This is a genomic window from Leucobacter sp. NPDC077196 (assembly GCF_040687075.1).
Lineage (GTDB): Bacteria > Actinomycetota > Actinomycetes > Actinomycetales > Microbacteriaceae > Leucobacter.
Window position 1 is genome coordinate 1 of sequence record NZ_JBFBML010000008.1, and the last position, 12,371, is coordinate 12,371.

A 12,371-nucleotide genomic window follows, 5' to 3' on the forward strand; every position below is an offset into this window, starting at 1 on the left:
CCCGACGCCCTCCCTTGCGGGTGCGTGTCGGGCGCGCGACACGCACCAACAGTGACCCCGCTCGCAAGGTAGCGCAGCGCCACGCAACGCGGCGCTGCGCGGCGCCTACTGGTGGGAGAAGGCGGCGTCGAAGGACGCCGACGGGCGCTTCCAGAGGAGCGAGCGGATCCGCTCGACCGCCTCGGCCGCGCCATGCAGGCGGTCCATGCCCGCGTCTTCCCACTCGATCGAGATCGGCCCGGCGTAGCCGATGCTGGCGAGTGCGCGGAACCCGTCTTCCCAGTGAGTGTCGCCGTGCCCGGTCGACACGAAGTCCCAGCCCCGGCGCGGATCTCCCCAGGGCAGGTGCGATCCGAGAATGCCGGATCGCCCGGTCTGCGGGCGCACCCGCGTATCTTTGCAGTCCACGTGGCAGATGCGATCCGCGAAATCGACGATGAACCCGATCGGGTCGACGCCCTGCCACACCAGGTGACTGGGATCCCAGTTGATTCCAAAGGACTGGTGGTGGTCGATCGCCTCGAGCGCACGCACCGTCGTCCAGTAGTCGTACGCGATCTCCGAGGGGTGCACCTCGTGCGCGTACCGCACGCCCTCCCTGTCGAATACGTCGAGGATCGGAGTCCAGCGCCGGGCGAAGTCCTCGTACCCCTCGTCGATGACCGACGCGGGCACGGGTGGGAACATGGCGACGTACGGCCAGATCTTCGACCCGGTGAACCCCGTGACCACGTCGGCGCCGAGCTTGCGGGCCACCCGCGCGGCACGCTGCATGTCGGCGGCGGCGCGCTGCCGCACACCCTCGGGGTCACCGTCGCCCCACACGTAGGGACGCACGATGGCCTCGTGCCGGAAGTCGATGGGGTCGTCGCAGACGGCCTGCCCTGCCAGGTGGTTCGAGATCGCCCAGACCTTGAGGCCGTACCGGTCGAGTGTGTCGAGACGCGACTGCAGATAGGCGTCGTCCTCATCGGCGCGGGCAAGGTCGAGGTGATCACCGGAGGCGGCGATCTCGAGCCCGTCGTACCCCCACTTCGCGGCGAGACGCGCGACCTCCTCGAACGGCATATCCGCCCATTGACCGGTGAACAGAGTGACGGGGTGCGATGCTTCGTGGCTCATAGACGGCCGCTCCTTTGCAGCTGATGGTCGGTGAGAAAATCGTAGGTGATGCGCGCGAGTGCGTCCTGCGACTCGGCGAGCGGGCGCCAGATCGACGCCGCGGTCGCGATGGTGTCGTTGTCCCCGGTGAAGCTCTCAAGCGTCAGTGGGCCGGTGTAGCCGACGTCGTCGAGCGCATCGAAGAACGCGCTCCAATCGGTGTGGTCGGGGCCGGCCGGGCCGCGGTCGTTGCCGCACACCTGCACGACGGCGAGGTGTGCGCCGGCCGCGCGAATGGCCGACGCCGGCGAGCGCTCCTCGATGTTCAAGTGGTACGCATCAAGAGCAAGCCCGACGCCGGACCCGCCGGCACCGAGCAGCGGATCGAGCGCATCGAGCGCCTGCGTCACCGTGTTGATGAGGCTCGTCTCGTAGCGGTTGAGCGGTTCGATCGCCAGCGTCACGCCGCGCTCTGCTGCATACGCGGCCACCGGCCGCAGCGCCTCGCGGAGCACTCGGATCGCTGCCGCGCGCTCGTCGGCGTCCATCCGCCAGACGCGGCCCGTGCGGGCGGAGAAGGGGCCTGCGACCGTGGGCGATCCGACCGCGACGGCGACGTCGACGCAGTGCCGCAGGTATGCCTGAGTCGACGCCCGAAACGTATCGTCGAGCAGATCGCGCCCCTCCCCCATCGCCCCCACCACGCGGGCGCCCATGCCCAGCCCGCCGAGGCGCTCCGCTGCGAGCTCCGGCGACCAGTCCCCCGGCGTCTCGACGGGCAGCTCGAGCAGCTCGTACCCGATGCCCCGGGCGCGCTCCGCGATCCGCAGCAGCGACGCGTCGTCGAGCGGCGAGGTCCACACCCACGTGTTCACGCCGAGAGGTCTCCGCATGATGTTCCTTTCCAGCGAGGTGCCGCAATCGGAAGTGCCGGGGAGCGCGCGATCCGCTCTCCCCGGCACCGATAACGACTTACGGGATTTGGCGCTCCTGCCAGACCTGCGGGTAGCCCGGCAGGTCTTCGCCGCCGAACTTCGCGTAGTGGCCGTCGGGCATGCCATCGTTGAGCTCGAGGAACTCACCGCGATCCTCCTCGGTGATGGGGCTCTGCGGCAGCACCCACTCGGCCGGCACCTCTTCGCCGTCGAAGATCTTCTCGAGCGCGAGCAGCGGCGTGCGCCACTGGAAGTTCGAGTACACCGGCGCGAGACCGGTGAGGCCCGTCTCCTCCCACTTGCGCAAGAAGCTCAGCTCGTCCTCACCCGTCATCACGGGGTAGTCCTTGCCCGCGTCCTCGAACGCCTCGATCGCGGCGACCGCGCCGTCGCCGGCGTCCATCCAGACGCCCTGCACGTCGCCCTTCGCTAACTCATCGGAGATGATCTTCTTGATCTCGGCCGGATCGCCGCCCGAGAAGTAGTCGACCGCTTCGATGCCGGCCTCCTCGAAGAGCACCTCGGCGCCCGCCCAGCGCTGCTCGAGCACGTCGACGCCCGGCAGAATGCGGAGCGCGATCACCTTGTCGCCCTCTTCGAGGTTGTCGATCAAGAACTCGGCGGTGTCGATGCCCCAGGCGAAGCCGCCGATGGGGTGGATGAACGTGACGGCGCAGTCGGTCTCAACCCCGCGGTCGAACACGACGACCGGCTTGCCCGTCTCGCACGCGCGCTCCACGGCTGGCGTCATCGCCGCCGTCGAGTTGGGCGAGATGACGAAGCCGTCACAGTTGCCCTCAGCGATGAAGTAGTCGATGTCAGCGATCTGCGTGTCATCGCTGTCCTTGGCGTCGCGGGTCTCCATCTCGGAGATCGCGCCCGACTCCTGCAGCGCCTTCAGCTGTTCGTTCATCGTGATCCAGCCGGTCTGACGCCACGGGTTCGAGATCGACGCGTTGGCGAAGCAGACCTTCTTGGCTCCGTCAGAAGCGAACTCCGACGTATCCTTCATCTCCGCATTGATCATCTGCAGGTAGGGCTGGCCCTCTGGCCCTTCCGGGGTGACGCCGCGCTCCGCATCCTGCTTGTCGAAGAGCTCCTGGTCGAACCACTCAGTCGAGTCGGTCGATTCTGAGGTCTCCGCCGGCGCTTCTTCAGCGGGGGTCTCCACCGACGGATCGGTGGTGCACCCCGCGAGCAGGATCAGCGATGCTGCACCGACGAGGCTCGCCGTAATGCTCAGCGATCGTTTCATGATCGGTTCTCCTTTTTCTGTTCGCCCCGCACGGCAGCAGTGCCCGCGGGATCGGGTGACGGGGTGCTCCCCGTCGGATCTATCCCGGAGGTTCCGGGAGGTTCATGAGTGCTGGGGCCGCGCGCGCCGGCATCGGCGACCGCCCCCAGTCCGGTCGTCGGCCGCTTGCGCCGGGCGCGGAACGCTGCCCCCGAGTACGCGACGGCGGCGATGATGATGGCGCCCTGAATCGCGTCGCGCATCGTCGACGGCACCGAGGTGAAGTTGAGCAGCGTGAACAGCGTCTCGAGAGCGAACGCTCCGGCGAGCGCTCCCCACACCGATCCGCGCCCGCCGCCGAGCACGACGCCGCCGAGCACGACCGCGGTGATCGCGATGAACTCGTAGCCGCGGCCCACCGAGGGGTGCACTCCGGCGTACCCCACGAGCAGCACGCCGGCGATGGTGGCGCAGAGCGACGAGATCACGAACGCCGCGGTCTTGGTGCGCCAGACCGACGCACCGGCGAAGACACCGGCCGACGGATTGTCGCCGATCGCAACGAGGGTGCGCCCGAACGGGCGTCGGGAGAGCCACGCAGCGACTGCGACGACGCCCGCGAGCACGAGCACCGCCCACGGCAGCAGCCCGATGATGGGAAGCCCCTCGATGCCGCCGCGGCCCACCTGGCGGAACGAATCCGCCGGGTTGCCTGTCGCGGCCCCGCCGGTCCACCACATCACGCCGCCGTAGAGCACGAGCATCATGCCGAGCGTGACGATGAACGACGGCACCTTCAAGAACGTGGTGACGAGGCCGTTCACGATGCCGACAACCGTGCCGAGCACGAGCAGCAGAATCAAGACGGGGATCGCCTTCGAGTCGTCCTGCCCGATGAGGGTGCCGGCGAGCACGACCTGGGTGGTGACGAGCGATCCCTGCGAGAGATCGAACTCGCCGCTCACGATGACGAAGTACTGCCCGATCGCGACGAGCGCGATGGGTGCGACGCGCTGGATGTAGCGCACCAGCTGGCCGGGCTCGGCGAACGAGGGGTTCAGGATCGCCACGGCGACGAGCAGCACCAGCAGCAGCAGGTAGACCGCGCCGCGCGGGCTGATCGCTGCGCGGAGGAAGCGCGCGACACCGCCGGGGCCGGCAGCTGCGGCCGGTGTGTCGACCGGACGGGTCAGGCTCGGATCAGTGGCGCTCATCGCGATCCCCCTTCGCTCGTGACATCTGCAGGCACCGGGGCGGCCTCTCCGGAACGCGTGAAGCGTTCGCGGCGGGCGACGAGCCGGCGTCGCGAGTAGATCGCGACCGCAACAACGATGACTGCGCCGCGCACGACGTCTTTCAGGAACGGGTTCACCTGCAGCACGCTCATGAGGTTGTCGAGCACCGCGAAGATCGCGACGCCGCCGATGGTGCCCCAGATCGAACCGCGACCGCCGGCCAGCAGCGTGCCGCCCAGGACCACGGCCGCGATGGAGAGCAGGTCGTAGCCGCCCTGAACGCCCACGGTCGGGCTGCCGACGCCGAGACGACTGGCGAGCAGCAGGCCCGCAATCCCCGCGAAGACCGAGCACAGCACGTGCGCCCAGATGAGCGGTCGGCGGGTGCGCACGCCAGAGAGCCGTGCCACCTCGGTATTGCCGCCCACGGCGAACAGGTGGTGCCCGAAGGTGCTGCGCGCGAGCATGAAGGCGACGAGGCCGGCGAGTGCGAGCATCACGATGGTGGAGACGGGCACGGGGCCGACTCCCGTGGCGCCGAAGAGCTGGAAGGCCCACGGCACTTCACCGGCTGTGCCCTGGTAGTTGGTGTCGAGATACCCCTTGAGCATGAGGCCGACGCCGAGCGTCGTGACGAAGCCGTGCACGTTCAAGAACGTGACGATCATGCCGTTGGCGAGCCCGACGAGCGCAGCGACGGCGAGCGCGAGCAGCACGCCCGGCAGCACCATGCCGGCCTCGCCGTTCATCGTCTGCGCTGCGATGAGGCTGGTGAGGCTCACCACGTAGGGCACGGAGAGGTCGAGGGATCCGCCGAGGATCACGAGCGTCTGCCCGATCGCGACGAACCCGAGCACGCTCATGCCGGTGAGGATGTCGCGAATGCTGCCGGGGCTGAAGAGATTGCGGCCGACGGTGGCGACGAGAATCGCGCTCAGCACGAGCACGACGATCAGCGCGATGAAGACGATCGCGGTCGTATCGAGGCGCTTGAGGCGCGCGGGCAGTGCGATACTCATGCCGCTCCCCGTTCTGCGACGGCGCCGGTCGCAAGCGCGAGCACCGTCTCCTCTGATGAGCCGGCGGGCACCTCGCCGGCGATGCGGCCGTCGCGCATCACGAGAATTCGATCGGCCATGCCGATCACCTCCGGGAGTTCACTCGAAATGAGCAGGATCGCAACGCCTCGCTTCGCCAGGTCGCGGATGAGGCGGTACACGGCAACCTTCGCGCCGACGTCGATGCCGCGGGTCGGTTCGTCGAGCAGCACCACGCGGGGCTCGGTCGCCAGCCATTTGGCGAGCACCACCTTCTGCTGATTGCCTCCCGACAGCGCCTGCACCTCCTGCTTCGGCCCCCGGCTCACGAGTTCGAGCGCCTCGAACATGCCGGGAACATTCGCGCGCTCCGCGCGAGTGCGCCGCGGGAAGACGCTGCGGATCGCGAGCAGTGCGTTGTCGAAGATCGACTGGTTCAACGCCAGTCCGGTGCGCTTGCGATCCTCCGTCACAAGGGCGATGCCCAGACGCACCGCTTGCCGCGGACTGCGAACGGTGCGCGTCGCACCTGCGATCTTGAGGGTGCCGCGAGTGAACGGTGCGGCGCCGAAGATCGCCTCGACCAGTTCCGTGCGCCCGGCGCCCTGCAGGCCAGAGAGCCCCACGACCTCGCCTGCGCGCACGTCGAGGTCGATGCCGTCGAGCTGCGTGTTGCCACCGCCGCGCACCTGAACGACCACTTCGCCTGTCTCGGTGCCCGGCACGGGGTCAGGAAAATAGGCGCTGATGGGCCGGCCGACCATCCGCCGCACGAGCGTCGGCTGATCCAGCGCGTCCACCGGATCACTCGAGACGAGCGAGCCGTCCTTCATCACCGTGATGGTGTCGCAGAGGTCGAAGATCTCCTTGAGACGGTGCGAGACATACAGGATCGCGACGCCCCGATCGCGCAGGCGCCGAATGACTCGGTAGAGGATCGCGACTTCGTGATCGGCGAGCGCCGCCGTCGGCTCGTCCATCGAGATGACCCGCGCGTCGACCGAGAGCGCTTTGACGATCTCGACGATCTGCTGCTCGGCTACCGTCAGACTGCCCACCTGCGAGTTCGGGTCGATGCCGGCGATGCCGAGATCGTCGAGCAATTCTGTCGTGGCGCGTCGCATGGCCGCGGTGTCGATGAGGCCGCGGCGACGGGGCTCGCGGCCGAGGAAGACGTTCTGCGCGACCGACCGGTCGGAGAGGAGGTTGAACTCCTGAAAGACGGTGGCGACCCCTGCGGCCGCAGCCTCGACGGGATGGCCGAAGTCGACGCTCGCTCCGTCGAGTCGCACGTCGCCTCCGTCGCGCCGATAGACGCCGGCGACGATCTTCATGAGGGTCGACTTGCCCGCGCCGTTCTCGCCAACGAGTCCGTGCACGGTGCCCGGAACGAGATCGAGCGAGATGCCGTGCAGCACCTCATTGCCGAAGAACTGCTTGCGGATGTCGGTAACCGAGAGGATCGGTGCGTCGTTCACGCTCATGCGTCGTCCACCTCCACCCAGCGACCTGCTCGCGCAGACTCGAGCACCGCGTCGGTGATCTGCGCGGCACGGTACCCGTCGGCGAACGTCGGAAGGCCCTCGGGCTGCTCCCCGGCGACGGCCGCGTAGGCGTCGGCGACGAACGCGTTGAAGGCGTCCTGGTAGCCCTGCGCGTGACCCGCTGGCACGTTCGAGAGCCGCGCGGCGTCGGGCGAGAGCGTATCGGGGTCACGGCGCAGCAGCAGCGACTGATCGCGCCGCCCCACCCAGAGCCGCTCCGGATCCTCCTGCTCGAAGCGCACGCTCTCCTCGGCGCCGGCGATCTCGAGTACGAGGCCGTTCTTGCGCCCGGGCGCGACCTGGGAGACGAGCAGCGACCCGATGCCGCCGCCGACGAGCTCGAGTGTGAGCGCCACCGCGTCTTCCGTGCTCACCCGCTGGCCGTTGCGCTCCGCGTGCACGGTGCGCGTCGTGGCGACGAGCCGCGAGATGCGATCGCCGCTCACGAACTCCACGAGGTCGACCAGATGCGATCCGATGTCGGCGAAGGCCCGCGACGGCCCGCCGGCTTCCGCCGCCACCCGCCAGTTATCGTCCTGGGCGCCGAGCAGCCAATCCTGCAGGTACTGACCCGCGATGGTGACCACGGCGCCCGGCGCGCCGCTGGCGATCCGAGCCCGCGCCTCGCGCACCATCGAGTGATAGCGGTACACGAACGGCACCGCGCCGACCAGGCGCTCGGCCTCGGCGAGTTCGACGAGTTCGCGGGCGTCGGCAGCCGACGTCGCGAGCGGCTTCTCGCAGATCACGTTCGATCCGGCGAGGAGCGCCGCGCGTGCGAATGCGACGTGGCTGGTGTTCGGAGTGCAGATGTGCACCACGTCGTGGGCATCGGCGAGCAGCTGCTCCGGGCTGGTCGCCCGCTCGTACCCGAGCGCGGCCGCAGCGCGCTCGGAGCTCTGCTGGCTCGAGGCGGCGAGAGCCGTGAGGCGCGCGCCGGCGAGCCGGGCGGCGTGGGTGTGTGTGCGAGCCATGAACCCGGCGCCGAGCATTGCTGCGTTCGGCGACCGGCGAGACTCCATCGTCTGCGGGGACATGTGTCCATTGTGTTTCCCACCTCCCCACTTTTGTCAAGTATTCTTCATAAGTAACCAAACCGTTACCGAAGTTCGACCTGTGCTTTACTGAAAGTGTGATCGTGTCAACTGCCCCTTCAGACCCCGGGGCCTCCACCGCGGGCGGACTGCTCCAGCTGTTTCGCGATGGCGAACCGCGCACGCGAGCGAGACTCGCCCAGCTCACCGGGCTGTCTCGCCCGACCGTCGCACAGCGCATCGACCAGCTCATCGATCTCGGACTCATCGCTCCCGTCGCGGATGCCGCTTCGACCGGTGGGCGCCCCTCAGCGCAGCTCGCCTTCAACCCCCGCGCGCGCGTCGTGCTCGCCGCCGACCTCGGTGCACTGCACGCGCGCGTCGCGGTCACCGACCTGCGCGGCGAACTGCTCGCCGAGATCTCGACGCCTCGGGAGATCTCCTCCGGCCCGGATGCGGCGATCTCGTGGATCCTCGACTCGGCCGAAGAACTCCTGCCCGGTCTCGGCTACGACGTCTCGCACGTCGCCGGCGTCGGCATCGGCGTGCCAGGTCCGGTCGAGTTCTCAACGGGCCGACCGATCAATCCGCCGATCATGCCGGGCTGGGATCGCTTCGACATCCCCTCCGCCATTCGCGCCCGCATCGATGCGCCCGTGCTCGTCGACAACGACGTGAACATCATGGCCCTCGGCGAACTCGCGACCTCGTGGAGCGGCGTCACCGACCTCATCTTCGTAAAGGTCGCGAGCGGTATCGGGGCGGGAATCATCTCAGGCGGCTCCCTCCGCCGAGGGGCAAACGGCGCCGCCGGCGACATCGGGCACATCGCGCTTGCGCGGGCTGCAGACACGCCGTGCCCGTGCGGCAACCGGGGCTGCCTGGAGGCGGTCGCGTCGGGGCGCGCGCTCGCCCGAGCTCTGAGCACCGACGAGACGCCCCTGCACCGCCCGAGCGAGGTGGTCGCGCTCGCGAAAGCCGGCGACGTGCACGCTATTCAGCTGATTCGGCAAGCGGGGCGAGACGTCGGCGAGGTGCTGACCGCGTGCGTCTCGATCATGAACCCGTCCGCGATCGTCATCGGCGGCACCATGGCGCAGGCGGCAGAGCACCTTGTCGCGGGCGTGCGCGAGGTCGTCTACGCGCGGTCGATCCCGCTCTCCACGGAGCAGCTCACCATCGCTCCGTCGCTCGCCGCGGGCAACGCCGCCATCTACGGCGCCGCGCAACTCGCGATCGACGCGGCACTCGCGCCGGAGCGCATCGCGGCCGCGCTCGGCGGGTAGCCGCTCCCGTTACGGGACCGTGTATCCCGCTGCACGGAAGAGTTCGTACCACTCAGCGCGAGTCAGCGTGATGTCGGAGCCCTGCGCGGCAGCGGCGACACGGTCGGGTGACGTCGTGCCGAGCACCACCTGCATGCGCGCGGGATGGCGTGTGATCCACGCGACGGCGACCGCCTCGGGCGGCACCCCGTACTGCGCGGACAGGCGGTCGATGACCGCGTTGAGTTCGGGGTAGCGATCCGACCCCAGGAACGGCCCGTCGAAGAAGTTCGCCTGGAACGGCGACCAGGCCTGCACCGTGATGTCGTGGAGCCGGCAGTAGTCGAGCACGCCGTCGTCGCGCGTCACCGACTGCGGCAGACCCTGCATGTTGGCGGCGATCCCCTGCGCGATGATCGGCGAGTGCGTGATCGACAGCTGCAGCTGGTTCGCGACGAGCGGCTGGGTCACGTACTTGCGCAGCAAGTCGATCTGCCGGGGCGTATGGTTCGACACGCCAAAGGCGCGCACCTTGCCTGACGCCGAGAGCTCGTCGAAGGCCCGCGCGACTTCTTCGGGCTCGACGAGCGCGTCGGGGCGGTGCAGCAGCAGGATGTCGAGGTAGTCGGTTCCCAGCGCCTCGAGCGAGCCGTGCACCGACTCCATGATGTGCTCGTACGAGAAATCGAAGTAGGGGCCGTCTTTCACGATGCCCGCCTTCGATTGGATCACCCACTGCTCGCGCTCGGAGGGCGTCAGCCGCAGCGCCTCGGCGAAACGGCGCTCGCACCCGTGCAACGGGTCGCCGTAGATGTCGGCGTGGTCGAGGAAGGTGATGCCCGCGTCGCGCGCAGCACTCACGAGCGTGCGCACCTCGTCATCGGACTTGTCTTGGATGCGCATCAGCCCCAGCACGACGTCGGAAACGATGAGGTCGGTGCCCGGCAGTGTGAAAGTCCGCATGCGGCTCACACTACCGGGCACTGCGACTCCGCGCTCGGCTTCGGCTAGGCCGAGGCAGCGGTGATGCTTGCGACCTCGTCGGCCGACAGGTCGAGCGTGAGCGAGGCGAGAAGCGCCGGCAGCTGCTCGAGGTTGCGCGCGCTCGCGATCGGGGCGGCGACGGTGGGCTGCTGCCGCAGCCAGGCGAGCGAGACCGCGGCGACCGGCACGTCGTGGGCATCGGCTGCGGCGTCGAGTGCAGCCAGCACAGCGCGACCGCGATCGTCGAGGTATTTCGCGGCCTCGCCTGCGCGGGGGCTCGCACCGGTCGCGGTCGCATCGTCGGCGTCGCGGTACTTGCCCGCGAGGAATCCCTTGGCCAATGAGAAGTACGGGAACACCGAGAGCCGCTCGTCCTCGGCGACCGCGCGCAGACCGTTCGTCTCGAAGTCGCGCTCGACCAGGTTGTAATGGGGCTGCAGCGCCACGGGCAGGTGGTAGCCACCGTCTCTCGCGATCCGGAACCACTCGGCGACTCGCTCGGCCGTGTAGTTCGATACGCCAATCGCTCGCACCTTGCCGGCATCGACGAGCTCGGAGAAGGCAGCCACGGTCTGCTCGAGCGGCGTCTCGGCATCATCGAAGTGCGCGTAGTACAGGTCGATGCGGTCCGTCTGCAGGCGCTGCAACGACGCGTCGGCCGCGGCGCGCACATTCGCAGGGGCGAGGCCCGAGAAATCGGGGTGCGTCGACACCTTCGTCGCAAGCACCACGGAATCGCGGTTGCCGCGCTCGGCCAGCCACTCGCCGATGATGGTTTCAGATTCGCCGCCCGAGTTGCCCGGCGCCCAGGCTGAGTATCCGTCAGCGGTGTCGATGAAATCGCCGCCACCCGCCACGAACGCGTCGAGCACGTCGAACGATGCGGCGCGATCCGCCGTCCACCCGAACACGTTACCGCCGAGAGCGAGCGGCGCGATATCGAGGTCGGAGGTTCCGATGCGGGTTCGTGCGATCTGTTCAGCCTGGCTCATAAGGTCTCCTTCGCGATTCATTCCACCCTGCGGTGCTTCCACTGGACGCTAACAGCGCGCCCTCCTCCCGCATTCCGATGTGACGAAGCGCGACAGGTCATTCACATGCGACGCCGTCACCATCACGGTCGAGATGCGAGGCGTAGCCCGGCGAACTCGCGAAGAGCGGAGACGCCCCTGCAGCACGCACTGCCGAACAGTTCTCGTAGTACGTTGCCGCCGCCGTCGGTGGCGGTACTTCCTCCGCCACAGGAGTATCCACGAACTGCACCGCCTGCGTCGCGGCTTCGAGCTCTGCCACTTGGGCCGCCAAAGCTTCGTTGTTGCTCGTCAGTTCACTGACTTGTGTCGCATGCTCCTGCACTTCAGCTTCAAGACTCGCTGTGAGTTCAAGTCTTTGATCGAGCTCGTCGCGAGCTTCAGTCGCTTCCTGTTCTGCTTCGGCTACCACGCTCTCGGCGTCTTCGATCTCAAGGTTTGCACTGACGAGTTCCGACTTCAGTTCTTGTTCAGCGCTGGCGAGCGAACTGCGTTCCGCGGCACTGCCTGACCCGCCCGCCGCCGAGCCCAAACCAAATGCGAGGAGCGAGCAGATCACGGGAACGCCGATGGAGAGCCATTTGCTGCGTTTGCGAGGCGCAGCCGACGACGACTGATCCTCCTGCTGGTGATCAAAAGGTGGGGTCGGGGCCCATTGCGTCATTGCTGGTTCTCATTCCTGAGGCATTCGTAGGGGAAACAAAGGTTCAGGATATGGCCGTGGACGGTCGAACTCCGCGCATCGAATGTCAATTAACCCGCGTTTTCACCCTGAGAATGCCGCACGGCATATGCATTCAACTGCAGTCACTGCGCATCCCAAGCGCACCTTGACTCACCCATGCGCGGCCACCTCACGCCAAAAGAGCAGCGGGATTATACGTCACGAATCGGTTTTATGACAGTACTCCTCGGATTCAGTGAAGTACGGCGACCATTGAATCCACCACAGGGAGGAAAAGTGAGACCAG

At 68.0% G+C, this 12,371-nt stretch carries 11 protein-coding genes; 1 reads left to right on the forward strand and 10 read right to left on the reverse strand.

Annotated elements, in window-relative coordinates; genetic code table 11:
* Positions 1–105 precede the first annotated feature (105 nt).
* The 7 genes from AB0O71_RS09495 to AB0O71_RS09525 all read right to left on the reverse strand — a co-directional run bounded on the left by AB0O71_RS09495 (position 106) and on the right by AB0O71_RS09525 (position 8,123).
* On the reverse strand, positions 106–1,122 hold the full coding sequence (locus AB0O71_RS09495; RefSeq protein ID WP_363744639.1) for a sugar phosphate isomerase/epimerase family protein: 1,017 nt from the start codon (positions 1,120–1,122) through the stop codon (positions 106–108).
* Positions 1,119–1,994: a sugar phosphate isomerase/epimerase gene (locus tag AB0O71_RS09500; RefSeq protein ID WP_363744641.1), complete on the reverse strand. Its 876-nt coding sequence runs from the start codon at positions 1,992–1,994 to the stop codon at positions 1,119–1,121. The genes AB0O71_RS09495 and AB0O71_RS09500 overlap by 4 nt, the downstream gene beginning before the upstream one ends.
* 79 nt (positions 1,995–2,073) lie before the next feature.
* Positions 2,074–3,291 carry a substrate-binding domain-containing protein gene (locus AB0O71_RS09505; protein ID WP_363744643.1) on the reverse strand — a complete coding sequence of 406 codons (1,218 nt, stop codon included), beginning with the start codon at positions 3,289–3,291 and terminating at the stop codon, positions 2,074–2,076.
* The gene (locus tag AB0O71_RS09510; protein ID WP_363744645.1) at positions 3,288–4,484 is read right to left on the reverse strand and encodes an ABC transporter permease; all 1,197 of its coding nucleotides are present in this window, start codon (positions 4,482–4,484) and stop codon (positions 3,288–3,290) included. The genes AB0O71_RS09505 and AB0O71_RS09510 overlap by 4 nt, the downstream gene beginning before the upstream one ends.
* Positions 4,481–5,524 (reverse strand): ABC transporter permease, encoded by a 1,044-nt coding sequence (locus AB0O71_RS09515; RefSeq protein WP_363744647.1) that lies wholly within the window; start codon positions 5,522–5,524, stop codon positions 4,481–4,483. Before AB0O71_RS09515 ends, AB0O71_RS09510 begins: the two co-directional genes overlap by 4 nt.
* Positions 5,521–7,026, reverse strand: a complete 1,506-nt coding sequence (locus AB0O71_RS09520; RefSeq protein ID WP_363744649.1) for a sugar ABC transporter ATP-binding protein — start codon at positions 7,024–7,026, stop codon at positions 5,521–5,523. Before AB0O71_RS09520 ends, AB0O71_RS09515 begins: the two co-directional genes overlap by 4 nt.
* Positions 7,023–8,123 carry a Gfo/Idh/MocA family oxidoreductase gene (locus AB0O71_RS09525; RefSeq protein ID WP_363744651.1) on the reverse strand — a complete coding sequence of 367 codons (1,101 nt, stop codon included), beginning with the start codon at positions 8,121–8,123 and terminating at the stop codon, positions 7,023–7,025. The genes AB0O71_RS09520 and AB0O71_RS09525 overlap by 4 nt, the downstream gene beginning before the upstream one ends.
* Positions 8,124–8,224: 101 nt before the next feature.
* Here AB0O71_RS09525 and AB0O71_RS09530 point away from each other — a divergent pair, with 101 nt between their 5' ends.
* Entirely contained in the window at positions 8,225–9,406 is a 1,182-nt protein-coding gene (locus AB0O71_RS09530; RefSeq protein ID WP_363744653.1) for an ROK family transcriptional regulator, read from the forward strand.
* Positions 9,407–9,415: 9 nt separating this feature from the next.
* On the opposite strand, the gene AB0O71_RS09535 is transcribed toward AB0O71_RS09530, so the two are convergent.
* The 3 genes from AB0O71_RS09535 to AB0O71_RS09545 form a co-directional block, all read right to left on the reverse strand.
* Positions 9,416–10,348: an aldo/keto reductase gene (locus AB0O71_RS09535; RefSeq protein WP_363744655.1), complete on the reverse strand. Its 933-nt coding sequence runs from the start codon at positions 10,346–10,348 to the stop codon at positions 9,416–9,418.
* Positions 10,349–10,392: 44 nt separating this feature from the next.
* On the reverse strand, positions 10,393–11,361 hold the full coding sequence (locus AB0O71_RS09540; RefSeq protein ID WP_363744657.1) for an aldo/keto reductase: 969 nt from the start codon (positions 11,359–11,361) through the stop codon (positions 10,393–10,395).
* A gap of 97 nt (positions 11,362–11,458) precedes the next feature.
* Positions 11,459–12,064, reverse strand: a complete 606-nt coding sequence (locus tag AB0O71_RS09545) for an excalibur calcium-binding domain-containing protein (RefSeq protein WP_363744659.1) — start codon at positions 12,062–12,064, stop codon at positions 11,459–11,461.
* Positions 12,065–12,371 lie beyond the last annotated feature (307 nt).